27 protein-coding genes are annotated in these 26,035 nt (G+C 56.6%); 17 read left to right on the top strand and 10 right to left on the bottom strand.

The features are described 5' to 3' along the window. The first annotated feature begins 3 nt into the window (after positions 1–3). Positions 4–1,200 (top strand): DUF418 domain-containing protein, encoded by a 1,197-nt coding sequence (locus tag ACOOGA_RS15405; protein WP_417461430.1) that lies wholly within the window; start codon positions 4–6, stop codon positions 1,198–1,200. A gap of 70 nt (positions 1,201–1,270) precedes the next feature. Here the strand turns inward: ACOOGA_RS15405 and ppa are convergent, their stop codons facing one another. Further along, the gene (ppa, locus tag ACOOGA_RS15400) at positions 1,271–1,804 is read right to left on the bottom strand and encodes an inorganic diphosphatase (RefSeq protein ID WP_417461431.1); all 534 of its coding nucleotides are present in this window, start codon (positions 1,802–1,804) and stop codon (positions 1,271–1,273) included. Positions 1,805–1,892: 88 nt separating this feature from the next. Beyond that, positions 1,893–2,831 (bottom strand): 4-hydroxybenzoate octaprenyltransferase, encoded by a 939-nt coding sequence (ubiA, locus tag ACOOGA_RS15395; protein ID WP_417461667.1) that lies wholly within the window; start codon positions 2,829–2,831, stop codon positions 1,893–1,895. Positions 2,832–3,069: 238 nt separating this feature from the next. Between ubiA and ACOOGA_RS15390 the strand changes: the two genes are divergently transcribed. Then, positions 3,070–3,489, top strand: coding sequence for a hypothetical protein (locus tag ACOOGA_RS15390; protein WP_417461432.1), 420 nt, complete (start codon positions 3,070–3,072; stop codon positions 3,487–3,489). Here the strand turns inward: ACOOGA_RS15390 and ACOOGA_RS15385 are convergent. Continuing rightward, entirely contained in the window at positions 3,486–4,097 is a 612-nt protein-coding gene (locus tag ACOOGA_RS15385; RefSeq protein ID WP_417461433.1) for a DUF6151 family protein, read from the bottom strand. The genes ACOOGA_RS15390 and ACOOGA_RS15385 overlap by 4 nt on opposite strands. Before the next feature lie 93 nt (positions 4,098–4,190). Between ACOOGA_RS15385 and ACOOGA_RS15380 the strand changes: the two genes are divergently transcribed. Beyond that, positions 4,191–4,823 (top strand): LysE family translocator, encoded by a 633-nt coding sequence (locus ACOOGA_RS15380; RefSeq protein ID WP_417461434.1) that lies wholly within the window; start codon positions 4,191–4,193, stop codon positions 4,821–4,823. 2 nt (positions 4,824–4,825) lie between these two features. Here the strand turns inward: ACOOGA_RS15380 and ACOOGA_RS15375 are convergent, their stop codons facing one another. Next, entirely contained in the window at positions 4,826–5,659 is an 834-nt protein-coding gene (locus ACOOGA_RS15375) for a DUF2306 domain-containing protein (RefSeq protein ID WP_417461435.1), read from the bottom strand. 183 nt (positions 5,660–5,842) lie between these two features. Between ACOOGA_RS15375 and ACOOGA_RS15370 the strand changes: the two genes are divergently transcribed. From ACOOGA_RS15370 to ACOOGA_RS15330, 9 genes are all read left to right on the top strand, one after another. Continuing rightward, on the top strand, positions 5,843–6,865 hold the full coding sequence (locus ACOOGA_RS15370; protein ID WP_417461436.1) for an AraC family transcriptional regulator: 1,023 nt from the start codon (positions 5,843–5,845) through the stop codon (positions 6,863–6,865). Between the two features lie 121 nt (positions 6,866–6,986). Continuing rightward, positions 6,987–8,675, top strand: a complete 1,689-nt coding sequence (locus ACOOGA_RS15365) for a monovalent cation:proton antiporter-2 (CPA2) family protein (protein WP_420428972.1) — start codon at positions 6,987–6,989, stop codon at positions 8,673–8,675. A gap of 65 nt (positions 8,676–8,740) precedes the next feature. Further along, positions 8,741–10,414, top strand: a complete 1,674-nt coding sequence (locus ACOOGA_RS15360) for an acyl-CoA dehydrogenase family protein (RefSeq protein ID WP_417461438.1) — start codon at positions 8,741–8,743, stop codon at positions 10,412–10,414. Positions 10,415–10,496: 82 nt separating this feature from the next. Then, complete coding sequence (locus ACOOGA_RS15355; protein WP_417461439.1) at positions 10,497–10,973, top strand: GNAT family N-acetyltransferase; 477 nt, start codon at positions 10,497–10,499, stop codon at positions 10,971–10,973. Between the two features lie 23 nt (positions 10,974–10,996). After that, positions 10,997–11,740, top strand: coding sequence for a 16S rRNA (uracil(1498)-N(3))-methyltransferase (locus ACOOGA_RS15350; protein ID WP_417461440.1), 744 nt, complete (start codon positions 10,997–10,999; stop codon positions 11,738–11,740). Between the two features lie 160 nt (positions 11,741–11,900). Beyond that, on the top strand, positions 11,901–12,488 hold the full coding sequence (locus ACOOGA_RS15345) for a hypothetical protein (RefSeq protein ID WP_417461441.1): 588 nt from the start codon (positions 11,901–11,903) through the stop codon (positions 12,486–12,488). Between the two features lie 123 nt (positions 12,489–12,611). Then, positions 12,612–13,991, top strand: coding sequence for a glutamate--cysteine ligase (locus ACOOGA_RS15340; RefSeq protein ID WP_417461442.1), 1,380 nt, complete (start codon positions 12,612–12,614; stop codon positions 13,989–13,991). A gap of 121 nt (positions 13,992–14,112) precedes the next feature. Beyond that, entirely contained in the window at positions 14,113–14,580 is a 468-nt protein-coding gene (locus tag ACOOGA_RS15335; protein WP_420428970.1) for a (2Fe-2S)-binding protein, read from the top strand. An 11-nt stretch (positions 14,581–14,591) separates the two neighbouring features. Next, positions 14,592–16,790 (top strand): molybdopterin cofactor-binding domain-containing protein, encoded by a 2,199-nt coding sequence (locus tag ACOOGA_RS15330; protein ID WP_420428968.1) that lies wholly within the window; start codon positions 14,592–14,594, stop codon positions 16,788–16,790. Here the strand turns inward: ACOOGA_RS15330 and ACOOGA_RS15325 are convergent. From ACOOGA_RS15325 to ACOOGA_RS15315, 3 genes are read right to left on the bottom strand one after another with little or no spacing between them, the layout of a single operon-like run. After that, positions 16,785–17,303 carry a putative signal transducing protein gene (locus ACOOGA_RS15325; protein WP_420428966.1) on the bottom strand — a complete coding sequence of 173 codons (519 nt, stop codon included), beginning with the start codon at positions 17,301–17,303 and terminating at the stop codon, positions 16,785–16,787. The genes ACOOGA_RS15330 and ACOOGA_RS15325 overlap by 6 nt on opposite strands. 11 nt (positions 17,304–17,314) lie before the next feature. Further along, positions 17,315–17,854 carry a pyridoxamine 5'-phosphate oxidase family protein gene (locus tag ACOOGA_RS15320; protein ID WP_420428964.1) on the bottom strand — a complete coding sequence of 180 codons (540 nt, stop codon included), beginning with the start codon at positions 17,852–17,854 and terminating at the stop codon, positions 17,315–17,317. Further along, entirely contained in the window at positions 17,854–18,282 is a 429-nt protein-coding gene (locus ACOOGA_RS15315) for an MAPEG family protein (RefSeq protein WP_417461447.1), read from the bottom strand. Before ACOOGA_RS15315 ends, ACOOGA_RS15320 begins: the two co-directional genes overlap by 1 nt. A 166-nt stretch (positions 18,283–18,448) precedes the next feature. Here ACOOGA_RS15315 and ACOOGA_RS15310 point away from each other — a divergent pair, with 166 nt between their 5' ends. From ACOOGA_RS15310 to ACOOGA_RS15300, 3 genes are all read left to right on the top strand, one after another. Next, the gene (locus ACOOGA_RS15310) at positions 18,449–18,754 is read left to right on the top strand and encodes a hypothetical protein (protein ID WP_420428962.1); all 306 of its coding nucleotides are present in this window, start codon (positions 18,449–18,451) and stop codon (positions 18,752–18,754) included. A gap of 83 nt (positions 18,755–18,837) precedes the next feature. Then, positions 18,838–19,335 carry a GNAT family N-acetyltransferase gene (locus tag ACOOGA_RS15305; RefSeq protein WP_420428960.1) on the top strand — a complete coding sequence of 166 codons (498 nt, stop codon included), beginning with the start codon at positions 18,838–18,840 and terminating at the stop codon, positions 19,333–19,335. Between the two features lie 92 nt (positions 19,336–19,427). Then, positions 19,428–20,273, top strand: coding sequence for a hypothetical protein (locus ACOOGA_RS15300; protein ID WP_420428958.1), 846 nt, complete (start codon positions 19,428–19,430; stop codon positions 20,271–20,273). A gap of 25 nt (positions 20,274–20,298) precedes the next feature. Here ACOOGA_RS15300 and ACOOGA_RS15295 read toward each other — a convergent pair whose 3' ends face one another. The 3 genes from ACOOGA_RS15295 to uvrB all read right to left on the bottom strand — a co-directional run bounded on the left by ACOOGA_RS15295 (position 20,299) and on the right by uvrB (position 23,248). Next, entirely contained in the window at positions 20,299–20,613 is a 315-nt protein-coding gene (locus ACOOGA_RS15295) for a cupin (protein ID WP_417461451.1), read from the bottom strand. A 100-nt stretch (positions 20,614–20,713) separates the two neighbouring features. Continuing rightward, complete coding sequence (locus tag ACOOGA_RS15290) at positions 20,714–21,094, bottom strand: MmcQ/YjbR family DNA-binding protein (protein ID WP_417461452.1); 381 nt, start codon at positions 21,092–21,094, stop codon at positions 20,714–20,716. 9 nt (positions 21,095–21,103) lie between these two features. Beyond that, the gene (gene uvrB / locus ACOOGA_RS15285) at positions 21,104–23,248 is read right to left on the bottom strand and encodes an excinuclease ABC subunit UvrB (RefSeq protein ID WP_417461453.1); all 2,145 of its coding nucleotides are present in this window, start codon (positions 23,246–23,248) and stop codon (positions 21,104–21,106) included. Between the two features lie 321 nt (positions 23,249–23,569). Between uvrB and ACOOGA_RS15280 the strand changes: the two genes are divergently transcribed. Both ACOOGA_RS15280 and ACOOGA_RS15275 read left to right on the top strand, forming a co-directional pair. Next, positions 23,570–24,292, top strand: a complete 723-nt coding sequence (locus tag ACOOGA_RS15280) for a TorF family putative porin (protein ID WP_417461454.1) — start codon at positions 23,570–23,572, stop codon at positions 24,290–24,292. A 523-nt stretch (positions 24,293–24,815) separates the two neighbouring features. Continuing rightward, complete coding sequence (locus ACOOGA_RS15275; protein WP_417461455.1) at positions 24,816–26,018, top strand: pyridoxal phosphate-dependent aminotransferase; 1,203 nt, start codon at positions 24,816–24,818, stop codon at positions 26,016–26,018. Positions 26,019–26,035 lie beyond the last annotated feature (17 nt).

Raw genomic sequence — 26,035 nt, 5'->3', positions numbered from 1 at the left:
AGCGTGAGCACACAGGTGAAAGAGCGCATCGCGCTTCTCGATATCGTTCGCGGTCTCGCCGTGCTTGGCATCCTCATCATGAACATTCGCCTGTTCTCGGAACCGAGCGCCGCTTACCTCAACCCCATGGTCTATAGCGCGCATGAAGAGGCGAACAAGCTTTGGTGGGCCATTCAGTATTTTCTGGCGGACCAGAAGTTCATGGCGATATTTTCCATGCTGTTTGGCGCCAGTACCGCCATCATCTGTGATGGCCTTGTCCGAAAAGGCATGCCGGTCGAGCTGACCTTCGCGAAACGCATCTTCGGTCTTCTGCTCATGGGGCTCGCGCACGCTTACCTGCTCTGGAGCGGGGACATCCTTGTCTTCTATGCACTTGGTGCCATTGCCCCGTTCCTGTTCAGAAACGTGCGCTGGTGGATAACCGCGCTCGCGGGCCTTACCCTTCTGGCCGCAGGCAGCCTCTGGAGCCTCATGGGGTATCACTCGTTTGACGGGCTACCGCCAGACGTGCTGGAGCAACTCAGCGCCCATATGTGGCTACCGCCTGCTGACCACCTGCAGCATGAGGTTGAAGCCTTTCAGGGTGGCTGGCTTGCACAACAACCCGTGCGGGCCGAGCATAGCTGGTATTTCCACACCGATGTGTTCCTCAACTGGGGTGTCTGGCGCGTTACCGGCACCATGCTTATTGGCCTCGCGCTCTACCGCGCCGGTTTCCTGCGTGGTGCGCTCAGTGCCAAACAATATGGCCTGATCGCAGCCACCGCATTCCCCATCGGTTTTGCGCTTGTCGCTATGGGCTATATGAACAACGAAGCCGCGGGTTGGGCCTTCCCCTACTCCATGTTTGCGGGCAGCCAATGGAACTATTGGGGCTCGCTGTTTGTCGCCATGGGCTATATGGCCACCATTGCGGTGCTGTTGACCGCCACACAGTTCCGGTTCGGTTTCACTGCCCTCACGAACGTGGGCAAAGCGGCACTCTCGAACTATCTGTTCCAGACGGTGATGTGTACGAGCATTTTCTTTGGCCACGGACTTGGGCTTTTTGGCCAGCTTGAGCGCTGGCAAACCGCCTTTGTCGTGCTTGCCGTTTGGGCCACCCAACTGGCCCTCAGCGCGCTTTGGTTCCGCTACAAAAGCCAAGGCCCGCTGGAGGCCCTGTGGCACCGCTTCACCTACGCGCGCTGGCTATAGATTGGCGACAGGCAAACAAAAAGCCCGGCATATAAGCCGGGCTTCCTGAATAGTCTGGTGTGAAGCGCGCTTAGCTTGCTGCTGCTTCAGCCCGAATGCCTTCTTCAATAAGCTGAGCGGCTTTCTCCGGGCCTTCCCAACCTTTGATTTTGACCCATTTGCCACTCTCCAGGTCTTTATAGTGCTGGAAGAAGTGGGCGATCTGCTCAAGGAAGATTTGCGGCAGCTCTTCATAGCTTTTCACGTCCTTGTAGAAAGGGTGAAGCTTGTCAACCGGGACCATCAGCAGCTTCTCGTCCATGCCAGCTTCGTCTTCCATGATCAGGACGCCAAGCGGGCGGCAACGCACCACGGCACCGGGCATGATCGGTGTACGGTTCGCGAGCAGCACGTCAACCGGGTCACCGTCATCTGCCAGCGTGTGCGGAATGAAACCATAGTTGCAGGGGTAGCGCATGCTGGTGTGCATGATACGGTCCACAAACAGCGCGCCCGATTCTTTATCCAGCTCATATTTCACAGGCTCGGTGCCCACAGGCACTTCGATGATGACATTCACGTCCCACGGTGCGTTTTCGCCAACGGAGATTTTTCTGATATCCATGGATATGCGTCCTTTAATACAGCCGGAGCTTTCGCCTGCGGCTTACTCAAAAATCGCACAAACAAAGCGGGGTTGGACGCCGGGGAGGCTACTGGATCACTTGCCCTAAAATAAGGGCGAAAAACACAATCCAGCCAAACGCGATGTTCGAGCGGAAAACTTCCAAACAGACGGCTGCATCATCAATATTGGTGCGCCGAACCTGTGCGCCGAGGTGAAGCCCCGCAAACGCGATGCCGATGTAATAGATAAATCCCAGCTTTGCAAGGATTCCGGCACCTATAAGCCCAATTATAAAAAGACTGTAAAATATGATAAGCGCCGGTTTGGTGCGCGCGCCGAGCGTGAGGGCTGTGGACTTCACGCCGATGAGCGCATCGTCTTCCTTGTCCTGGTGCGCATAAACCGTGTCATACCCCAGCGTCCAGAATAACGCACCGAAGTAGAGGATGAGCGGGGCGGCGGAAAGCTCACCCTTCAGCGTGGCCCAGCCCATCAGCGCACCCCAGTTGAAGGTGAGGCCCAGCCACGCCTGCGGCCAGCCGGTGATACGCTTCATAAAGGGGTATATGGCCACCATCACCAAGGAGCCAAGGCCCACCATGATAGCGAACTCACCAAGCTGCAACAGCACCACAAGGCCGATAAGGCACTGGAGGATGAGGAACCCCCACGCGCCCTTCAGGCTCACCTCTCCCGCCGGAATTGGCCGTGATTTGGTGCGTTCAACCGCGCCGTCAAAATCCCGGTCGACAATATCATTATAGGTGCAGCCCGCGCCGCGCATGGCCAGCGCCCCAATGGCGAACAGCGCCAGCAGATAGAGGTGGGTGAGCATGAAACCACTGTCCGCCGCCAGCGCGAGCGACCACCAGCATGGCCACAACAGAAGCCACGCCCCCACGGGCCGGTCAAGCCGGGCGAGCTTCAGGTAGGGCCGCATGGCCGCAGGCGCCTGCCGATAGACAAAGCTGCCTTCCACCGCATCAGCGGTTTTCACCACATCTTTCGAGTTGTTCCAGAACATGGGTTTGGGCGTACGGTGAGGGCGTGCCGATGTCAAGAAAATGCCGCGACCCCCGTGCCGAGGCGGCAGGATAGTAAAACAATCGCCGTTATGTTAAATTGTCTATGGGGGTGTAGAAGTTCCGCATACGTACGTTGGCTTGCCGCGCACGACACCGCCCTGTCTGATTCACATTTGTTTTGAGGAGTGTAATGGAAAACTCTCCGGTGCCACACCGGAAGGGAATGGGGGAAAATACATGTCTAAAACCAAGGGTATCGAAAAATGGGAAGCTGTCCTTCGCAAGGAAGACGGATCATGGCAGCAGTTGGGCACGGGTGCCTCGCCAGAGGGCAGCATCAAAGCTGCAAACCTTGCCGATAGTGACCTCGATTTCGTTTTTTATTTTCCCGTTGAGGACTCGAAACATTCTGTCGAGGACGACCCTGCAGATTTCATCAAAACAGTGAACAAAATCAACGGCGGACGGGTTCAGGGATTTTCTCGTCATCAGGTCGAGGTTAGCGTTAAGGGCGATGCAGAATACGGCTGGCGGTGCCCCCGCGAATGCTTCTGCGTCAGTGCAATTGGAGACCGGCGCAAATGCGAATGTTTTTATTGCAATAGGGTAAGGTGCTGGGAAGTGACCTGCAGCCCCTGCAATGGCATTCAACCCTAAACCACCTTTTCGTAAAGCGCGGCGCGCTCAGCGTCCGTGAGCTTGATGGGTTTTTTGATCGGGCGCAGGGTGCGCTCGTCAAAAAACGGTTTCCAGCTTTTGCCATAGCGCATGCGCCAGATCGCCATTTTGGTGAACAGCCGCATGATCATGCCCATGGTGCGCAAGCGCGAGCCAAGCGGAATGGGCGGTTTCTCAAACCCCACGGCACGCACAGGGCCAACCATATCCACCACCGCACTTGAGGTGCCCTTCAGCCCCGTACAGATGGGCAGCACCCCAAGGAAAGGCATACCGCCGCGCGCGAAACTATTGCCAAGCGGGGTTTTGCAGCAGTCTGCATACCACCTGACCGGGCCGGTGTTGGTGATACACACACCGGCAAGATGCTCATGCCCCCCATAGATTTCAAAATCACGCGGGTTCATCTGGAAGATGTTGGAATATCCGCCCTCGTCCAGCATGTCATCAGCCCGGCCCAGATAATGCGCATAAGCCTGACAGGCATCGCACGGGCAGCGCACGTGGTTTGTGGAAGCAGGCGACAGGCCACGGATCATGCCGGTGACCTTGCCGCAGGTGCAGCTCATGGGTGCGTCAGTTGCCATTTTACCCTCCCCCGGATCAGGCTTTCAGTCTTGCGACTTAAAGACAAACATGGCCTGATGGCAGCAGGAAGGCAATAAACAAGCGAGGCAGACGTGTCATTTGAACTTTGGTTATCATTTGCTGTCACCAGCGCCATATTGGTGGCGATCCCCGGCCCGACGGTGATGATGGTGGTGAGCTTTGCGCTTAGCCAGGGCAAGCGCAGCATTCCGGCATCCACCACCGGCGTGATGGCTGGTGACTTTACCGCCATGACCGTGTCGCTTCTGGGCGCAGGTGCCATACTGGCCACAAGCGCCACCTTGTTCACGCTCATCAAATATATCGGGGCGGCTTACCTCATCTGGCTTGGTCTCAAGATGTGGCGAAACGCGAAGGTGGGCGATGCGCTGCCTGAGGCCTCGAAAGCTTTGGGGCGGGACCGGCATGTGTTCTGGCGCTGTTATATTGTCACCGCGCTTAACCCCAAGGGCGTGGTGTTTTTCACCGCCTTTTTGCCGCAGTTTATTGACCCCACCGCCGCGCTGTTGCCGCAGTTTGCCCTGCTCGAGGCTACCTTCATCGGCCTTGCGGGGCTGAATACCGTGATGTGGGCCATGACCGCAGGCAGCCTGCGGGCCCGGTTTGAAAAACCCGGTTTCCGCGCGGTTGTTGACCGCATTGGCGGCAGCTTCCTGATCGGTGCGGGTATCCTCACCGCCGCAAGCCGCCGCGCTGCGGGATAGACCTAGAATACCCGCGGTATCCATAACCCCGCGCTGACAACAGCGATGCCAAAGGCCATCAGTCCGGTCATCACAAAGACAAGCCCGGCCACATGCGGCCGCATGGCTTTGTTCTGGGGGCGTTCGGCGCGGAAATACACCTCAAGCACCAGAAGCGGCAGCAGATACTGTGCAAAAGCGGTGATATAGAGAAACGGACCGGAGAAGGTCTCCGCGTCGATCCCGACACCGCCGGTGGCGGCAAACCAGCCGAAGATCATGAGCCGCAGGAACCACACGGCGCTCACCACCATGAAAAGCCTGAGCGCCCAGCGCCGGTGCGCGGCAAAATCGCGCTGACGGGCATACTTGTAGGCGAGATAGGCGAACACCACCACCAGCACACCATCGAGCGTGAGCGCGACATCCTGAATAAACGAGCCGATAACCCGCTCCCGCGACCACACAAGGTAAGCCCCGGCAATGCTGACAGCCACGGACGCTACCATGTAGAACCGACCGGCCCAGCGGTGCAGGCGCGGCGCTTTTGCGCGAATAGCAGGGATAAGCTGTAGCTGCCCGGCGGCAATAATAAGCCCGGCCACCAGAATATGGGTCACGATGGCGATATTGCCCACCGTATCTCCCTCAACATAACCATTGGGCAGGTGGGTATCGGCGAAACCGGCCACACCGCCGTTCACAAAGCGGGTGCCGTAAAAGCCCATGATGTATAATACGAACAGCCACTGGCCGATGGCCGTGACCACAAACCATGTTTTGGCGGAAAGGGAGAGCCAGTTGCGGGCGCGTTTTGGCGGTGCCGCGACAGGCTGTGCGGAAGCGTAATCTGTCATTTTGTTTCCTCGCGTCTTTGCCGGTCTGCGCCGGCATTTTATTATATCTATTTGATATAATCAGATATATGCACCCCACCCCATGACCGCAAGGATCAAAAGTTTGGCTTTTGGTATCATGCACGGCTAAGGTAACGGCCCAAGCGCACGAGAGAGGCGCATATGCATAGCGAGGAATAACAGATGATAGGGACAGTTTCTGCGGGGCTTGCGCATTCGCTCCTGAGTTTCGCAACCTCAAAAGGGGCTGATAAAGATGCACTTCTGGCGGCAGCAGATATTGCCCCTGCGCTCTTGCTCAACCCTGACAACCGGGTACCACTTGATAGTTACCGCACCCTTATGCGCACCGCGAAACACATGTGCGGCGACCCTGCCCTTGCGCTTGAGTTCGGCGCGGCAGAACCGATCGAGCGGCATTCTGTTGTTGGGCTGATATGCCACTCAGCCGCCACCATGGGGGAGGCTTTCATGCAAATGAGCCGCTATGCCCGACTGGTGATTGACGTGGAAAGCGGCGGCGGCGAGGCGCGCTTCAACCTCGCTCAGCTTGAAAGCGGTGTGTGGATCGAGGACAACCGGCCCGAACCCAATGAGTTCCCGGAGTTGAGCGAAAGCACCTTCGCCCGCTTTGTGTGTGATTACCGCCGCCATTTTGGTGATGCCCCCTTCGCGCAGGAAATTCATGTCACACACCCGCGCCCCGACCATGCAGAAGCCTATGACCGCATTTACCGCGTGCCGGTGCATTTTGGCGCTGACCGTAACGCCATCCGCATCGACCCCACATGGCTCGGTGTCGAAATCCAGCCCACCAACCGTTATATGTTTGGCGTGTTGAGCAGTATGGCCGATGCCCTGATGAAAAAGCTTGAAGGCGCGTCCAGCGTTCGCGGACGGGTGGAAAACATGCTGCTGCCGCTGCTGCATACCGGCGAAGTGAGTATGGACGATATCGCAGCAAAGCTGAATATGAGCCGCCAGACGCTGTACCGCAAGCTGCGTGCGGAAGGCATCAGCTTTGAGGTGCTGCTGGATGAGCTTCGCAACACCATGGCGCTGCATTATCTGGATGGGGAGCAGGTGTCGGTTAACGAAACCGCCTATCTTGTGGGTTTCTCTGAAGCCAGTTCCTTCTCTCGCGCGTTCAAACGCTGGACCGGGCAAAACCCAACCGAGCATAAAGCGCGACAAAAGATCGCGTAAGGCAGTCTGAACATCCCTGTTTACCTGTGAGCGGGCAGGCACTAGACTATACCCATCCGCTAAGTCACCCTGCTAACTCACGCTGGTAAAAAGGGTTTTCACTGCCATGCACCAAGATGCCATGCTCCTAGAAATCCTCGCGCTGATGGCCGTTGCCGTGATCTCGGCCACCATATTCTCGCGCCTTGGGTTCGGGGCCATTCTTGGCTATCTGGTCGGCGGTATGATCATCGGGCCCTGGGGCCTTGCGCTCATTGATAACCCGACGCAGATCGCGCACCTCGGTGAATTTGGTGTTGTGTTCCTGCTGTTCCTGATCGGGATCGAGCTTAAACCCGCGCGGCTTTGGGTCATGCGGCGGCAGGTGTTCGGCCTTGGCAGCGCGCAGCTTATCCTCACCGGCCTGCTGCTCTCGGTGCTTGCGGCTTACACGTTCGATATTGCCCCCGGCCCTGCGGCTATTGTGGGGCTTGGCCTTGCGCTATCATCCACCGCCTTTGGTATCCAGCTCATGGCGTCCAAAAACCAGCTTGGTGCCCAGTGGGGCCGCGCGGGTTTTTCTATCCTTTTGTTGCAGGATCTGGCCGTGGTGCCGCTTCTGGCGCTTGTGCCACTTCTGGCCGCAGGCGAAGCCACCGTGGGGGCTTCCTTCGGGCTCGCCATCCTTGAAACGCTGGCCATCCTTACCGGTGTGATCATCGCGGGCAGGCTTGCCATCAACCCGCTGTTCCGCCTAGTGGCTGCCAATAAAACCCCGGAAGTTTTCACCGGTTTTGCGCTTCTGCTGGTGCTTGGGTTTGGCTGGCTGATGGAAAGTGTCGGGCTCTCGATGGCCATGGGCGCGTTTATCGCCGGGCTACTCATGGCGGAAAGCGAGTTTCGCCATCAGGTGGAAGTGGACATCATGCCCTTCCGCGGGCTGCTCCTCGGTCTGTTTTTCATGGCTGTGGGCATGGGCATCAACTTTGGCACGCTCACCAGCCAGGCCGGGCTTATCGCCCTTATCCTTTTTGTGATGCTGGCCATCAAGGCCGTCACAATCGCGGGCCTTGTACGGATGATGGGCCTCACGCTGCCGGAAGGCATCAAGGTGGGCGCTTTGCTTGCGCAAGCGGGCGAGTTCGGCTTTGTGCTCTTCACTTATGCGCTCGGCGAGAAGTTGCTTGAGCCCGCGCTGGTGGAGGTGCTTATGGCAGTGATCGCGCTTTCCATGGCGCTCACGCCCATCCTGTTCATGGGTGGCACATGGCTTGCCCGGCGGATGACGCAGGAGCGCGCGAGCATGCTGCCCACGCCAGATGAGATCAACGACGGGCCAAAGCAGGTGATCATTGCGGGCTTCGGGCGTGTGGGCGAAACCATCGCGCGCATCCTCTCAGACCTTGATATCCCCTTCACTGCCGTTGACCTTGACCCCATGAACGTAAAAAAGGCGCGCGACGCCGGGTTTACTGCCATTTATGGCGATGCCGCCCGGCCTGAGATTTTACGCGCTGTTGGCGCACCCCATGCAGCGCTTCTGGTGATCACGCTGGATGACCCGAAGGCGGCTGAACGGATGATACTGAGCGCACGGCGCGAATGCGCGCACCTGCCCACATATGTGCGAACCCACAACCCCACGGCGGCCAAAACGCTCAAGGCACTGGGCGCCACCCATACTGTGCCCGAAACGCTGGAAGCCAGCCTGAGCCTTGGGGCAGAGGTAGCCCGCGCGCTCAAGGCCGACGAGAACGACATCCGCACCGTTGTGAAATCCCTGCGCTCAGACGACTACCGCGCCATCATGCGAGGTGATAACCCGGCCTAAAATCAGGCTGGCTTTAGCTACCCACCGCCCTAAATTGATGTGAATAGATACTGGGGAGTTTTGCCATGCCATCCGCTTTTGAAACGCACGAAGTTTTCAACCAGCCACCCGTATATGACGGTGTGAACCTCTACGGCAGTGACGTGCCGCTCAAGGCAGCGCTTGAGGCGGAAGGCGCAGGCTGGGCGGCGAATGAGTTATCGGGTTTTGGGGCAACCCTTGGCACAGATGCCATGTTCCACGCCGGGCACCAGGCCAACCGGTATCTGCCTGAGCTGATGAGCCATGACAATCAGGGCTTCCGCCGTGATGTGGTTGAGTTTCACCCCAGCTACCACCAGTTTATGGCGCTATCGAAAGAAGCGCGCATTCACTGCGGTGCGTTTGATGGTTTGGCGGATGATAACCGCGTGAAGGGCGCGGGCGTTGGCCCGGTGCGCGCGGCCAAACATTATATGATGAGCCAGGTGGAAGCGGGCCATATCTGCCCGATCACCATGACCCATGCGGCGATCCCTGCGCTCCAGAACCAGCCGGACCTGTTTGAAGGCCTGAAAGCCAAGCTGCTGGCCCCAAGCTATGACCCCAGCTTCAAACCGATCGCTGCGAAAACCGGCATCACCATCGGCATGGGCATGACCGAAAAACAGGGCGGTACAGACGTGCGCGCCAACACCACCGTTGCCACACCGATAGCCACAGCGGGCGCGGGCGAGCGTTACCTGATCACCGGGCATAAATGGTTTATGTCTGCACCCATGTGTGATGCGTTCCTTGTGCTTGCGCAAACGAATGAGAAGCTTTCCGTCTTCTTCGTGCCTCGCTTCCGGACGGATGGCACCGTGAACGGCCTTCGCTTCCAGCGGCTTAAAAACAAGCTTGGCAATAAATCCAACGCGTCGTCCGAAGTGGAATTTGTTGAGGCCGAAGGTGTGCTGATCGGCGATGAAGGCCGCGGCATCGCCAACATCATGACCATGGCAAACTATACCCGGCTTGACTGCGCGCTCGGGTCCGCCGGGCTGATGCGGCAAGCACTCAGCCGCGCGGTACACCACGCACGGCACCGCACCGTGTTCCAGCGCAAGCTGATTGACCAGCCGATGATGACGGCACTGCTGGCAGACATGAGCCTTGAGGTGACGGCGGCCACACACTTGTCTATCCGCCTCGCAGGCGCGTATGAGCGCATGGAAACAAGTGAAACAGACGCGGCTTACGCGCGGCTGATGACGCCAGTGACCAAATATTGGGTTACCAAACGCGGGCCAACACTGGCCTATGAAGCCATGGAGATCCACGGCGGCAACGGTTATGTGGAAGACGGCGTGCTGGCGCGGCTATACCGCGAGCTGCCGGTCAATTCCATATGGGAAGGCTCAGGCAGCGTGATGTGCCTTGACCTGTTGCGCGTGGCAGCACGCGAGCGGGATGCGTTTGAAGAAGGCATCACATGGCTGCAAGGCGGTATGGGCCACGCCCCCACATATGACACCGCCTTCAAGGAACTGCATGGGCTTTTAAGCGCGGGCGCGATACCGGAGGCGCAGGGCCGCTGGCTAACAGAACGCATTGCCACACTGGCTGCAAGCCGCCTGTTGATGGAACGCGCGCCGGAAGAGGTGTCGAGCGCCTATATGGCAACCCGCCTTGACGGCAGCGGCCGCCACGGCGCTTACGGCAGCCTGCCGGATGGTGTGAATCTGCGGGAAATTATCGACGCCACAGTAGCTTTCTGAGCGCTAACTTCTTAAAGTTTTAAACAAAATTTGAATTTCAGGCACGCTAACGAAAATGACCAATAGCGAGCGGGAGAGCCCTATGGTGGATACTAGAGACCTCAACACACTCGACCTTGAACCCGTGCTTGCGCTTAATAATGCGCATGAGAAAGAAACCTCAAGGCTCTACCTCAGCATGCTGGAAAGCATGATCAGCGGTGCGTTTTACGCGCGCGGTGTGGCACCTGCGAAAGCTTTCCTTCTGTGTTTTGAAGAAACAGCAGCCTACACCAGCCCCAACTTCCTCTGGTTCAAGGAACGCTACGCACGTTTTGCCTATATCGACCGCATCATCACCAGCGCTGACGCCCGCGGCCAGGGGCTTGCCCGCGCGCTTTATGAAGACATGTTCACCCACGCGCGGGAACGCGGCCATAGCATTGTGGCCTGTGAGGTGAACGCAGACCCGCCCAACCCGGGCTCCGACGCCTTTCACGCCAAGCTGGGTTTTGAGCTTGTTGGCACCGCAACGCTTGCGAACGGCAAAACAGTGCGCTACCTGACAAAGACCCTATAGCCACTCCACAGAAGGCCCGCACCATGGCAAAGAAAATTCAGCACCGGCTTTTTATCACCGACAGCCTGCCCGGCAGCGGTGTGCTGACCCTTGGTGCGGAGCAAAGCCATTATCTGGCCAATGTGATGCGGGCAACTGTGGGCACCGAAGCCCTGCTGTTTAACGGGCAGGACGGTGAATGGGCCGCAGAGGTCATCGAGGTGAAGAAAAAAGCCGTCACCCTCAAGGTGAACGCAAAAACGCGGGAACAGACGGCGGAGCCAGACTTGTGGCTTGTGTTTGCCCCCATAAAAAAAGCCCGGCTTGATTTCATGGCGCAGAAAGCCACCGAGCTTGGCGTGAGCCACCTGATACCGGTTTATACCCACCGCACGATTGTGGACCGGGTGAAAACAGACCGCCTGCGCGCCAACGCTATCGAGGCGGCAGAACAGTGTGAGCGGCTGAATGTGCCAACATCAGATGAGCCAATCAAACTTGAAAAGCTGCTGGCTAGCTGGCCCGCAGACCGCCGCATCATGTTCTGTGACGAGGACCTGTCTGGCGATAGCGCGCATGAGGCGCTCGAAAAAACTGCCAGCAAATCAGCCCCCGGCAAATGGGCGGTCCTGATCGGCCCCGAGGGCGGGTTTGACGACGATGAACGCCGCATGATCCGCGCCCATGAGAACACCACCGTTGTCGCCCTCGGGCCACGGGTTTTGCGGGCAGATACCGCCGCCATGGCCGCGATCAGCCTGTGGCAATCCGCCCTTGGTGACTGGTAAGTCAATATTCCAATATTGTCGCAATATGTAGCGAATTAAAAATGTTATTATTTTAATAATTGTAAAATATTATCAATTCTATAAACATAAATAGTATTTCAATCCAAAAAATCAACACTCCGTACGCAACTTCGCAAACAATTATCAAACGATAATTGGTATGATGTTCCACATATTCACCTATGACCAGATTGTGGAACCTTCATATATGCCAATGGATGGAAATACAGCCCTCGCAAGCTCACCTAGCCTGATGCGGTTGATTAATGAGGCCGACATTCTGACCCACAATGTGGGCACAGGTCTTCGCAAGTCAGCCGTTGAAAGCCTGATGCGCCTTGCACTGCCTTACATCAAACTTGGCAACCTCAACGACACAGAAGTGAATGCACGCGGGTATGCGCGCAAACTCCTTTATAGCCACCCCGAGGGGCGCTTCAGTGTGCTGGCGCTCAAATGGCTGCCCGGTGCCTGCACGCCCGTGCATGGGCATAACGCCTGGGGCTGTGTTGGTGTGCTGGACGGTGAGATCGGCTGCGAAACTTTTGCGGCGTGTGACGAGCCGTCCCTGGCCAAAAGCACAGGCATCATCAATGCCAAAACCGGCGCCGTTGCGTCTGTTGACCCTAATCCGTGCGGTATCCATAGATTATTTAACCCGACGGAAAGAATTTCTCACACACTGCATATTTATGGCATGGACCTGTCTGAAAACCCTTGTGCGATCAACGTTCCGTACCGTCACTAAACCCAGGATCAGGCGCTATAACCGTCTCACCATCGCGTGAGCAGGCTTTACATATCTTGAATGGTCCCTATGAACGCCTTACCTCTTTAGCTTCAAGGTATAAGGTTCAGGGACCCAACATATATGTCCAGCCCAAGCGCTACATCAGACGCGCGACTTGTTGAAAGCAAGGCGCAGCTTGTCGAATTTCTTCAATCAGGCAGCAAGCCCGATCGCACCACATGGCGCATTGGCTCAGAGCATGAGAAATTTATCTTCCACCGGGAAGGGTACGGCCCACTTTCCTATGAAGGTGGTGACGGCAAGCCCGGCATCCGCGACGTTATTCAGGCTTTTGTAAAACTTGGCTGGAACCCGGTTGAAGAAAATGGCCACCTGATTGCCGCGACCAAAAACGGCGCATCCATCACGCTGGAGCCCGGCGGGCAGTTTGAGCTTTCCGGCGCGCCGCTTGAAAGCATTCACCACACCTGTGACGAGACCTCCACCCATCTCCGCGAAGCGCGCGAGATTGGCGAGACGCTCGACATCGGTTTCCTTGGTCTCGGCTTCCATCCTACGCTCAAGCGGGAAGATGTGCCTGTCATGCCAAAAGCGCGCTATGACATCATGCGCTCCTATATGCCAAAACGCGGCACCATGGGGCTTGATATGATGCTGCGCACCTGCACGGTGCAGGTGAACCTCGATTTCGCATCCGAAGCTGACATGATCGACAAATTCCGCATCGGCTTGGCGCTGCAGCCGCTTGCAACAGCGCTGTTCGCCAACTCTCCGCTCAAGGAAGGCCGCCCCAACGGCTTCAAGAGCCTGAGGAGCCATGTATGGACGGATACAGACCCGGACCGCTGCGGCACGCTGCCCTTTGTGTTTGACGAGAGCATGAGCTTTGAGCGCTGGGCTGACCATGTGCTGGATGTACCGATGTATTTTGTCCGTCGCGGCAATAATTATATCGACGCCTCCGGCCAAAGCTTCCGTGACTTCATGGCAGGCAAGCTGCCCGCCCTGCCGGGCGAGCTGCCCACCATGGAAGACTGGAAAGACCATATGACGACCCTCTTCCCCGAAGTGCGGCTCAAGACCTTCCTTGAGATGCGCGGGGCAGACGGTGGTCCATGGTCTCGCCTTTGTGCGCTGCCCGCTTTCTGGGTTGGGCTTCTGTATGACACCGAAGCACAGCAAGGCGCGCTTGACCTTATCAAGAACTGGTCAGCAGACGATGTGGCACAGATGCGCGACGACGTACCCAAAATGGGGCTGATGACGGAAATTCAGGGTCGTGATTTCTCAGCACTGGCAAAAGAGGTGCTGACGATCGCAGACAAGGGCCTCAAGAACCGCGCCATGCTCTCTTCCATGGGTGAAACCGAGCAGGGGTTTCTCAACTCACTGTGGGAAAGTGCCGAAAGCGGCATGACACCAGCGTGCCAGATTCTTCATAAGCTGAACGGCGTGTGGGGCGGCGATGCTACCAGAGTGTTTGACGCGCTTAGCTACTGATCTAACCCATTCGTTATAAAAAATTGCGGTAAAACGCTTTGTCGCTGCGACCAGTCGCCGCGACAATTGTTACAACATCACGTAAACTCTTCCCGGAACAAACTCGGCGGGGAGATGAATTGTGGCTACTGTAAATTTTTCAATCAACGGCACAGCGCGCAGCTTTGATGGCGACGGCGATATGCCGCTCCTGTGGCACCTTCGTGAAGAAGCGGGCCTGAAGGGCACCAAGTTTGGCTGCGGTATCGGCCAGTGCGGTGCTTGCACCGTGCATATAGACGGGGACGCGGTGCGCAGTTGCTCACTCCCCATGGCGGCGCTAGACGGTGCTGCTGTTACCACCATTGAGGGCCTTGCAAACGGCGACGACCTGCACCCGGTACAACAAGCCTGGATAGAGGAAGACGTACCCCAGTGCGGCTACTGCCAGGCGGGCCAGATCATGGCGACCGCCGCTTTCCTCAAGGACGTGCCAAACCCGACAGATGATGACATCGATGAGGGCATCACCAACTTGTGCAGGTGTGGCACCTATTACCGCATCCGCAAGGCGATCAAACTCGCCGCGCAAAAAATGCAAACCGCATAAGGGGGCAGCAAATGAACGAACTTTCCCGGCGCGGATTTCTGAAATCCAGCGCAGGTGCAGCCGCACTTGTCATCAGCATTTCAGTAAACCCAACGGTGTTGGCCGCAGATGTGGACAACAGCGGTAACGTATCCTCCTGCCTTCGTTTCACTGAAGACGGGGAAATTTTCATCTGCGTGCCCATCCCGGACATGGGGCAAGGCACCATTACCGCCGCCGCACAGATCATTGCAGACGAGCTTGACCTCGACCTCGCCTCTGCCAACATCGAAATGATGAGCATGCAGGGTCATGCAGGCAGTGATGGCCGTATTGAGGAAGGCCCCATGCCGCAAGGCGCGGGTGGTAGCCTGTCTATCATGACCATGTGGGGGCCGCTAAGGCAGGCAGCTGCCTATGCCCATGACCTCTTCATCTATGCGGCGGCGGCAAAATGGGAGGTGCCCGAAAGTCGCCTCACCACAGCAAACGGCATGGTGATTGATAAAAAAGGCAAGCGCGAGATTGCGTACAAAGACCTTGTGGCGTTAACACGCGGCGGCGACCGCGCCAATGTGCCAAGTCAGGCTAAACCAAAAGCCCGCAAGGACTATAAGCGCATCGGTAAAGACCAAGGCAACGTGCATGCCCGCGCCATCGTCACCGGCGAACCCATCTTTGGTATCGACGCAGAAGTTGACGGTATGTTGCACGCAGCCATCCGGCGCTGCCCGCACCTCAATGGCAGCCTTGTGTCCTATAACCGGGATGAAATCCTTGCCATGCCCGGCGTGCGCCATGTGGTGGAGATGAAACGCCTGCCCTCGGACCTGAGCAAAAGCCGCGGTGTGGCCGCAGGTGTCGGTGTTGTGGCCGATACCTATTGGCAGGCTCGTAAAGCAGCAGACGCCGTTGACGCCGAGTGGGACGGCAGCATCTCGGTCAACGATGGCTCCGACCAGATGAAAGAGCGCATGCTCGACTTTATCGAGAATGGAACATCAGCCGAGAGCGACCGTATGGAAGGTGGCGATGTGGACGCGGCCATGGCAAACGCCGACAAGGTCGTTGAGGCCACCTATTATCACCCGCACTGGGCACACACTTGCATTGAACCGCATAGCTGTATAGCAGACGTGAAAGAAGACAAGGCCGAGATATGGCTCAGCCACCAGTCGATCACGGAATCCGCCAACGCAGTGATTGATATCACCGGCCTGCCCCCAAGCGCCGTTAAAGCCAACGTCTACCGTGCTGGCACAGGGTTTGGCCGCAAATACTCAGGCGACTTTGTGGTCGAGGCCTGCATCCTTTCCCGCGAGGCGAAAGCTCCGGTGAAAGTGACATGGTCGCGCGAGGACGAGATTGAGCAGGACTACCCCAACCCTTCCGGTGCTTACCGTATGCGTGCCGCCCTTGATAATGATGGCAAGCTCACCGGCTGGCACGTAAAAATCGGCGCTGACGGCTGGCTCAGAAACGCCGCGAAAGAGCCACCAATTGGCTTGATCGACGACTACCGCGGCGAGTGGGGCTTCATTGAAAACAACGTCACCCGGGGCGCCTGGCGCGGACCGCAGCACAACACAGCAGCATGGGTTATCCATGGTTTCCTGAATGAAGTGGCCCACGCCGCAGGCAAGGACCCGCTAGATTTCCTTCTGGAGCTTTATAGCCGCAAGGAAGCGCAAAAACTTGAGACCTGGCCCTACCCGCTTCTTGAGTATTCCCGCTTCCGCGACATGCTGAAGCAAGTGGCCAAGGACGCAGAATATGGCCGCAAAATGCCAAAAGGCTGGGGGCAAGGCATTGCCATTTACCACACCTTCTCAGGCACATGTGCGCATGTGGTTGATGTAGAAATGGTGGGCGAAAGCGACTACCGCGTGCATAAGGTCACAAGCGTGATTGATTGCGGCCTGGCGGTAAACCCGCTTGGCATACGGGCGCAAGTGGAAGGTGGCATCAATGACGGCCTGTGCGCCGCTAAATATGGTGACCTGCACTTTGAGGCTGGTGTACCTGTCACCAACAACTTCGACACCTACAGAAAAATGCGCATCAATGAGGCCCCGGCAGAGATCAATGTTCGTATCATGGATTTTGGGGATGAAGACCCGCGCGGCACAGGTGAAGTGGCATTGCCGCCGCTTATTCCGGCGCTGACAAATGCGATTTTTGCGGCAAGCGGCAAGCGCATTCGCACGTTGCCGATCTCAAAGAACCTATAACCATTTGATCCAGTTGATCACCCAGATACCGATGAGGGTGGCAAGCGCAAGCGTGCCGCCCCACATCAGGGCGATAGAGAGGCTGGAGAACCGCGGCCTGCGGTCGTTATAATAGCTGCCGCACTGCAGGCAATGATACCATCCCTGTCCCCGCTCAGCCGTGATCCGCACAAACGGCAAGCTTGTTGGCACCCTGCCTTCAAACGTGTGGACCCGGCTTGACCCACACCTGAGGCATGCAAGTTCTTCCCCGTCTGCGTCATGGCGTACGGGGAAAGCGTTTGACGGCATCATCGCGAGGTTTGAAATGGCTTTCTGGGCATCATCAAAGTCTGCGGCGCGCACCATCAGGTTCGCCCGCAGCCCGGCGTTCAGGCCCGCCACATGCTCGCCGGAGAGGAAAGCGTGAATTCCACGGCTTTCAAGCACAGAACGCAAGAGCGCACCATCAGGCTGGCTAAGGCCAGAGCGCAGCACCACAAGGCGGTTATGATCCTCAAATACCTGGGTCATGGCCGCGCTGTTTAGTCCATGAGGCCGGACGCAAATCCGTCGATTGAGGTGGTGTTATTGGTGTGCTGATAGTCGGTGATCTTGTCACCCTTTTTCTCAGCCCATTTTTTGAGCGTCTGGCGCTCTGCCTTCAATTCCATCTCAGGCACACCGTAACCGCAACTGGTTTGCACGCTTTCCACATCCAGAAGGATGATCTGCCGCGCGCCCGGAAGTACCGGGAACTTGGCGGCAAGCTCGTCATAACCGTCATGGTGTGGCCTTAAAACCCGGCCTTTACCGTATAGCCGGAGAATAAGCGCATTCCGCGTGAAGCTGTTGAACATGATAGTGAGACGGCCATCGTTTTTGATATGCGCGGCCGTCTCGTTGCCGCTTCCCGTCACATCAAGATAACCGCACAGGTTGGGGCCCAATACACGGAAGCTGTCCATGCCCTTGGGGCTCAGGTTCACACGCCCTGTGGCGCATGCAGATGCAGTAAAAAACATCGGCTGTTCTTCAATGAACGCCGCATGTTTATCAGTGATGTGGTCGGTAAAATCAGCCATTACACCATCCAGAATCTCATCATGAGAACAACAAGCATTGATATGAGCACCAGCACACCAAGGATGAACGCAAGGAAGCGGTGCGTGACGTTATTATATGTGCAGTGAATGAAGCTATGTACAACCCTTGTACCAACAAAAATCCACGCCATGGTCACCATCATATCGCCGCCAAGACCCGTCACAAGCGTGATGAAGCTCATCACAAAAAAGAGAACAGGCGCTTCAAACAGGTTCTTGAAGTTTTCAGAAGGATAACAGGCGGCTGGTGGCAGGTTATCGTATGTGGCGCGGTCTTTAAGTTGCTCTGGCGTTGCACGGGTTTTGGCAAGCGCAGGCAGCCGGCGGGACGCCATGTAAAGCAGCACAACGAGCGTTAGCGCAACCTGCACCAAAATCGGGCCCATCATCGACATATTCATGTTCATATCTTTCCTCCCCAAGGTGATAAAACTGTGTGAGTTTAGCCATACTGAGGGACATTTGGCTATTGTAAAGCCACGTTTCATAAATATGTGACAATCATGAGTGTATAGCCTCAGGGCTTTGGCGCAGGACTGTCTACCCGGCCAGCCTGTTTTGTGCGAGTGGCGTATGACCAATAAAAGATTGAAATTCATCCTGCGCTGGATCGCTATCCCGCTTAGCATCATCCTTCTGGTGCTTGGCGCGCTCACGCTGCCGCTTCCTATCCCCACAGGTGTTATCCTCATTGCACTCGGGCTTGCTGTCGCGGCGTTCAACCCGCGCATGCTGAAGTTTATCCGCCGCACGCGGGGGCGCTTCCCCAAAACAAATGCGCGTATCCGGCAGGCCACACCGCACCTGCCCGGCTTTATCCAGCGTATCCTCACCCGCACTGACAGCCGCAGGCGAGACCGGGATACCAAAATTTCCTGAACGGCCGACCGAATTCGGCTTGCGGCGCACGCATGATTGCTGGCATCTTTGCCCTACCGAGTGCGCTTTTCGGGGCTATATCCATGACCAAAATCAGAGACTACCAGCACACTGACTGGGCGGCTGTTGACCGCATCTACAAGGAAGGCATTAAAACAGGCCTCGCCACGTTTGAGACTGAGCCCAAAGAGCAAGCCTACTGGGAGCAGACCAGCATCCCCAAAAGCCAGCTTGTGGCAGTAGCGGAGGACGGGAAAGTGCTTGGCTGGGCTGTCTTGTGGCCCGTGTCTGACCGCTGTGCCTACAAAGGTGTGGCGGAGGTGAGCGTCTATGTAGGCGAGAATGCGCGCGGCATGGGGCTTGGCAAAAAGCTGCTGAACGCGCTCATCAAGCGTTCGGAAGAGCTTGGATTCTGGACCCTGCAGGCGGGCATATTCGAGGATAATCCCGGCTCACAGGCTATCCACAAAAGCTGTGGTTTCCGCATTATCGGTGTGCGTGAGCGTGTGGGCAAGCTGCACGGTGTGTGGCGCAACAATATGATCCTTGAGCGCCGAAGTGCGGTAAACGGGCTGGATTGAGTTAATCTCATCAGCATCATGACATTTGTTCTTGTTATGTTCGCTTCATGGTGTATTCTTCATACGAAGATAGACACTCGGGGGACAACATCATGAAATCATTTGTGGTTGCAGCCATGCTGCTTGCGCTTACGCCCACACCCGGCATTGCGAGCACGCTTGGGCCGTATGATAACCTACCGATTGAGGAACTGCGCCAGATAGACAAGGACGCACTCTCAAAAGCGGAAAAGAAAGCCTACAAGAAGGCCCTCAAGGCTGCGGAGAAAGCAGAAAAGAAACGCCTAAAGGCGGAGAAAAAAGCGAAAAAAGAGGCTCAAAAAGTTGCGCGTAACGTCCTTAAAGTTCGCGATGCCTCCAGAATTATTCGTGACGAATTTGAAGCCGATACCCAGATCAAGGGGCCCAAATATTCATATTCAGATATGCAAACCGTCTATCAGCTCGGCAATGGTGGCGAGGTGCAATATTTCATTCGGTCCTACATGAACCTGGAAGAAGGGCGCCTCAAATCAGAGCTGTATCTCATTATTAAACAAAAAACCGTTGTGGATATGGACCTGTTAGCCTCCAAAAAGCTCACGCCGGTGGGTTATGCCAACCGGCAACGTCTGTGGGCCAATTATTCCACAGCCAAGTTGCGCGGCGGGGTGGCACGTGAGCTTATCCCTGTTAATAAATCCGGCGATGTGTCCTATGGCATCGGCAGTTTTTATGAAGAGGCCATTATCAGTCTCGACCCTCAAGACCTTATCGCTGGGCTCGGTAACTTCAGTAGCTTCGACTTCAAGCTTTCACGCGGCAAGAAAAGCGATCTCGTTATCTCAATCCCGGCACACTATATCACCGGCTATATGATCAAATTCATGCAAGCAACGGGTGTCGAGAACCCGGTCGTGGCCGGTGTTGAACAAGAGTTTGAAACCATGGCCCAATAACTGCCGTGCAGCCAAGAGGCAGCGCTTAGACGCTGCCTTTTTTCTCAACCACCAGCACGCGGGCGGGCCCAACGGGGTGCGCAACATGCGCGTCACCCGCTCTCGCATGATAGATATGCCCCACCTCCATGCGCGTGATATGCGCTGTGCCAGCTGCGTCGCGGGTGTGCATATCCACCGCGCCGTCCAGCACCACAAACACCTCATCACCGTCGTTTACGTGCCACTTATAGGGCGCATCCGTCCAGTGCAGGCGCACTGACGCGCCTTCAATATCGGCGATGTCCAAGGCACCCCATGCGCGAGGTGCGGTGAAATTTTTTGCTTCAATAAACTGCACAAGTGCCTCCTCAGCATAAACAGGCTTGGCCCATACCATGAGCGTGCACGGTGTGGGCTGACAGCCTGTTATGATTTTCTGCCAAAGAAACCACGCAGCGCTAGAGCAGCCCCAGCTCTGCCTGCATCTTCTTGGTAAGCTTCGCAGCGATAATGCCATGCGCATCCGCGATATAACTTTTGAGGTCATCGTTTGAGAGCGCATCGGCGCTCTGGAGCTGCACCCATTTGGCGCGCGCGAGATAAGGCGCAGGCACAATGCCCTCAAGCTCACACAGAATCTGGTAACTGAGGTCAGAACATTTGAAGGATATGCGCGACGCTGCATCATCAGCATCGGAACGCTTGTCGTCCGACCCCCAGTTGGAGCAGATGGCAAATATCTTGCCGCCCACTTTCCACACCGACGCCCCACCCCACTGGACAACATGGGTGGTGGCCTTCAGCGCCTTGCAGTATTCGTCAAATTCCTCGCGGGTCATACTGCCCCCTCAATACATCTTGTTATGGGATTTGGCTTTTTTGGTGCGGGTGCCGGGGCGGCCACCGGTGGCGCGGCCTTTGGGCTTGAGGCGCTTGTCCTCAATGCCCAGCTCACCTGCCTCCAGCTTGCGGATTTCATCCCTGAGCCGCGCGGCCTCTTCGAACTCAAGGTTTTCGGCTGCGTCGCGCATTTTGCCCTGCAGCACTTCAAGGTGTTTCTTGAGGTTGGAGCCCACAAGGTGCTGCGCATCATCCCCGATATCAACGGTAACATAATCGCCCACCGCCACATGGCCCATCAGGTCGCCCACGTTTTTCTTCACCGTGGTTGGGGTGATGCCGTGTTTCTCATTGTAAGCCACCTGCTTGGCGCGGCGGCGGTTGGTTTCATCGATGGCTTTTTCCATCGAGCCGGTGATTTTATCCGCATAGAGGATCACCCGACCTTCCGAGTTACGCGCCGCACGGCCGATGGTCTGGATAAGCGAGCGTTCAGAACGCAGAAAACCTTCCTTGTCGGCGTCCAGTATCGCCACCAGCCCACATTCGGGGATATCAAGCCCCTCGCGCAGCAGGTTGATGCCCACCAGCACATCAAAGGCACCAAGGCGAAGGTCACGGATGATCTCGATGCGCTCAAGCGTGTCGATGTCCGAATGCATGTAGCGTACCCGCACGCCGTTCTCGTGCAGATATTCAGTGAGGTCTTCCGCCATGCGTTTGGTGAGCGTTGTCACCAGCACGCGCATGCCCTTATCGGCCATTTTGCGGGCTTCGTGCATCAGGTCGTCCACTTGAGTATCCACCGGGCGGATATCGATCTCAGGGTCAATGAGGCCTGTGGGGCGAATAACCTGCTCTGTGAACACGCCGCCCGTGCGCTCCATCTCCCAGTCACCAGGGGTGGCGGAGACATAAAGCGTTTGCGGGCGCATGGCGTCCCATTCCTCGAACTTGAGCGGGCGGTTATCAAGGCACGACGGCAGGCGGAAACCAAAATCCGCCAGCGTGGATTTACGCTTGGCGTCGCCCCGGCTCATGCCACCAATCTGGCTCACGCTCACGTGGCTTTCATCCACAAACAGGATGGCGTTTTCAGGGATATATTCAAAAAGTGTGGGCGGCGGGTCGCCGGGTCTGCGGCCGGTGAGGTAGCGGCTGTAGTTCTCAATGCCCGCGCAGGAGCCGGTGGCTTCCATCATTTCAAGGTCAAACCGCGTGCGCTGCTCAAGGCGCTGGCTCTCAAGAATGCGGCCACGTTCCTCATACCATTTCAGCCGGTGTTCAAGCTCATGCTTGATATGTTTGACGGCCTGATCAAGCGTTGGCCGGGGCGTGACATAGTGGCTGTTGGCGTAAACCTTCACCTGCTCAAGCGCGCGGATCTTCTCACCCGTCAGCGGGTCAAACTCGACAATCTCTTCAACCTCGTCGCCAAACATCATCAGGCGCCAGGCGCGGTCTTCATAGTGGCTGGGGAAAATATCGATCACATCGCCCCGCACCCGGAAGGTGCCGCGCTGGAACGCCGCGTCATTTCTTGTGTACTGCATGGCCACAAGGCGGCGCAGCAGTTCGCGCTGGTCCACGCTCATGCCCTTTTGCAGCATGAAGGTCATCGCCGAATAGGTTTCAACACTACCGATACCGTAGATGCACGACACCGACGCCACGATGATCACATCGTCCCGTTCCAGCACCGCGCGGGTGGCGGAGTGGCGCATGCGGTCGATCTGCTCATTGATCGTGGCTTCCTTCTCCACAAAAGTATCCGTGCGCGGCACATAGGCTTCCGGCTGGTAATAGTCATAGTATGAGACAAAATATTCGACCGCATTGTTGGGGAAGAAGCTTTTGAACTCCCCATACAGCTGGGCAGCGAGAGTTTTGTTGGGCGCGAGGATAAGCGCAGGGCGCTGGGTTGCCTCAATCACCTTGGCCATGGTGTAGGTTTTGCCTGAGCCGGTTACCCCCAGAAGCACCTGATCCTGCTCGTTGGCCTTGATGCCCTCCACAATTTCCTTGATCGCGGTGGGCTGGTCGCCCGACGGCGTGAACTCAGACACCAGTTCAAACGCGATGCCGCCTTCGGATTTTACCGGACGGTCTGGCCGGTGGGGCACAAAAGGAGCTGTGGCATCGTTTGGGATCATGGTCGCCTCATTGTCATGTATCGCATGCCCGGGTGCGCTTTGCGCGTGCGGGCGCCGGGTGGCCGATTTATCACGACCTTGCCAGCACACTGCCCTGTTCACGGTTTGTTTTCAAGTGATGATTACAAGATGTGCACGAATTGATCGCATATATTTTAATCACTGATTATTAATTAATCATTCTATGTACGCGCCTATAGGCATTCCATAAAATATTTCTATAAAAATCAATATCTTAACTTAATTTTTGAATCTGGCACAGGGCTTGCTGTTAAGAGGGCATAACAAGACAGAACAAGATTTATTCTCTGGAGGAAGACCATGCCCACACTGAACCTTTATAAGAGCCGGCTCAAATCCGTCTGCGCTGCAGGCGCAATCTCTCTCGGCGCCCTTGCACCCGCACTTTCATCTTCTGCGTCCGCGCAGGAAGAAAGCTCAAGCCCTTTTACCCTGTCCGCCAATGCGGCGATTGTTAGCGAGTATCGTTTCCGCGGCCTTTCGCTTTCCGATCACGACCCGGCAATTCAGGGCGGCTTTGATGTGGCGCACGAAAGCGGCTTTTATATTGGCACATGGGGTTCTTCCATCGAGAGCTATGCGGGTTCAGAGTTTGAGCTTGATATCTACGCAGGTTACGCAACAGAGTTTGACGGTCTCGCGTTCGATATCGGCTTGCTCGCTTATACCTACCCCGGCTCAAGCGACACTTATTATCTTGAAATCTACAGCTCTGTTGGCGGCACCATTGGTATCGTGGACTGGACAGTGGGCGCAGCCTACGTCTGGGACCAGGACAATGTTGGCGGCACAGACAATATCTACACCTATGTAGATGCAAGCATGCCGCTTGGAGATACCCCTTTCTCCATCGCGGGTCACCTCGCCTATGAAGACGGCGCCTTTGGCGACGGCAAATGGGACTGGAGCACAGGAGTATCATACGACTTTGAGCAATTCTCACTCTCGGTAAGCTACGTGGACACCAACGTTTCTGGCATCGGCAAGGGGGCGGTTGTCGGCATGTTGTCTGCCAGTTTCTAGGAGCTGAGATGCGGCCCGCCCATCACGAGGTACCTTCCCACCTCAGGGCATAAATGGGTCGCTTCCCGAGCGCATCAGCAAGTGCTGACCTTCACGACCTGATGCGCTGCCTGCCATACTCGCAGGCGAAGGATGATTGAGACAACCTTCCCTGTCTCCTCATCCAATACTGGGGTAACGAGCAACCTTCCCTGCTCACGCCCTGACCGATGATACGAACCATGGTGCTGACCTTCACCACTTCGTATCAGCCATGCAAATGGCATTTGAGCGTGATTTGTCACCTTCCCGACAACCGCGCTCATCCCTCCCCTGGCATACCGGGCAGGCTATTGACGCAAGCCTGTCCGGTATGCCACTTCCCTACCCGGACAACCGCCAGAGCATGCCACATACCCTCGCGTAAAGTTTTCTTGCGCATGCCACAGGTAAATATCACGAAAGTTGCGAACGAAAGCGTTGAAGCGCCGCCAAGCGGTGTTATTCTGGCGCCAATTTTCTGGCCAGCTTTAGGATTTTTCCAATGTCTTTCTTGTCTGCCTCGCTCGACCGCATCAAACCGTCACCCACCATCGCCGTTTCCACCAAAGCCGCAGAGCTGAAAGCCGCAGGCAAGGATGTTATTGGCCTTGGCGCAGGCGAGCCTGACTTCGATACCCCAGACCACATCAAGGAAGCGGCCATCAAGGCCATCTGGGACGGGCAGACCAAATATACCGCCGTGGACGGCACGCCCGCCTGCAAGGCTGCGATTGTAGAGAAATTCAAGCGCGAAAACGGCCTCGTGTTCGAGACCAACCAGATAACCGTGAACTCGGGCGGCAAACACACCATCTATAACGCCATGGTCGCGACGCTGAACCCGGGCGATGAAGTCGTGATCCCAACCCCTTACTGGGTCAGCTACCCCGACATCACGCTGCTGGCGGGTGGCACGCCTGTATTTGTGCCAACCTCCATCGACACCAATTTCAAGATGACGCCAGAAGTGCTTGAAGCCGCCATCACGCCAAAAACCAAATGGTTGATTTTCAACTCGCCTTCCAACCCGTCTGGCGCAGCCTATACGGAGGCCGAGATCAAGGCGCTGGGGGAAGTACTGAAGCGCCATGAGCATGTTTGGGTCTTCGCGGACGATATTTATGAGCATATCTGTTACGAAGGGTTCGAGTTTAAAACCATCGCCGCCGTGGTGCCCGAAATTGCCCACCGCACCCTGACCATGAACGGGGTTGCCAAGGCCTACGCCATGACAGGCTGGCGCATAGGGTACGCGGGCGGTGACGCAAAGCTCATCAAAGCCATGGCGAAGGTGCAGTCACAATCCACCTCAAACCCCTGCTCGATCAGCCAGGCGGCAACAGTGGCCGCGCTCAACGGCCCGCAGGATTATCTGGCCGAGCGTGCCGCCGTGTTCCAGGCCCGCCGCGACCTTGTGGTTGGCAAGCTGAATGAGGCGGACGGTATCACCTGCCCAACGCCAGAAGGCGCGTTTTACGTGTATCCGTCTATCGCAGAATGCATTGGCAAAACCACGCCAAACGGCAAGAAAATCAGTACGGACGAAGACTTTGTCACCTACATATTGGAAGATTATGGCCTCGCGGCTGTGCACGGTGAGGCCTTTGGCCTGAGCCCACATTTCCGTATGTCGTATGCGACATCAACCGAAGCGCTGACCACGGCGTGCGAGCGTATCCAAGAGGCGTGTTCAAGGCTGAAATAATGATACGAAGCAGAGAG

It is taken from the genome of Kordiimonas sp., from assembly GCF_965216265.1.
Taxonomy (GTDB): Bacteria; Pseudomonadota; Alphaproteobacteria; order Sphingomonadales; family Kordiimonadaceae; genus Kordiimonas.
This window is presented reverse-complemented; position numbering and strand designations above follow the sequence as displayed.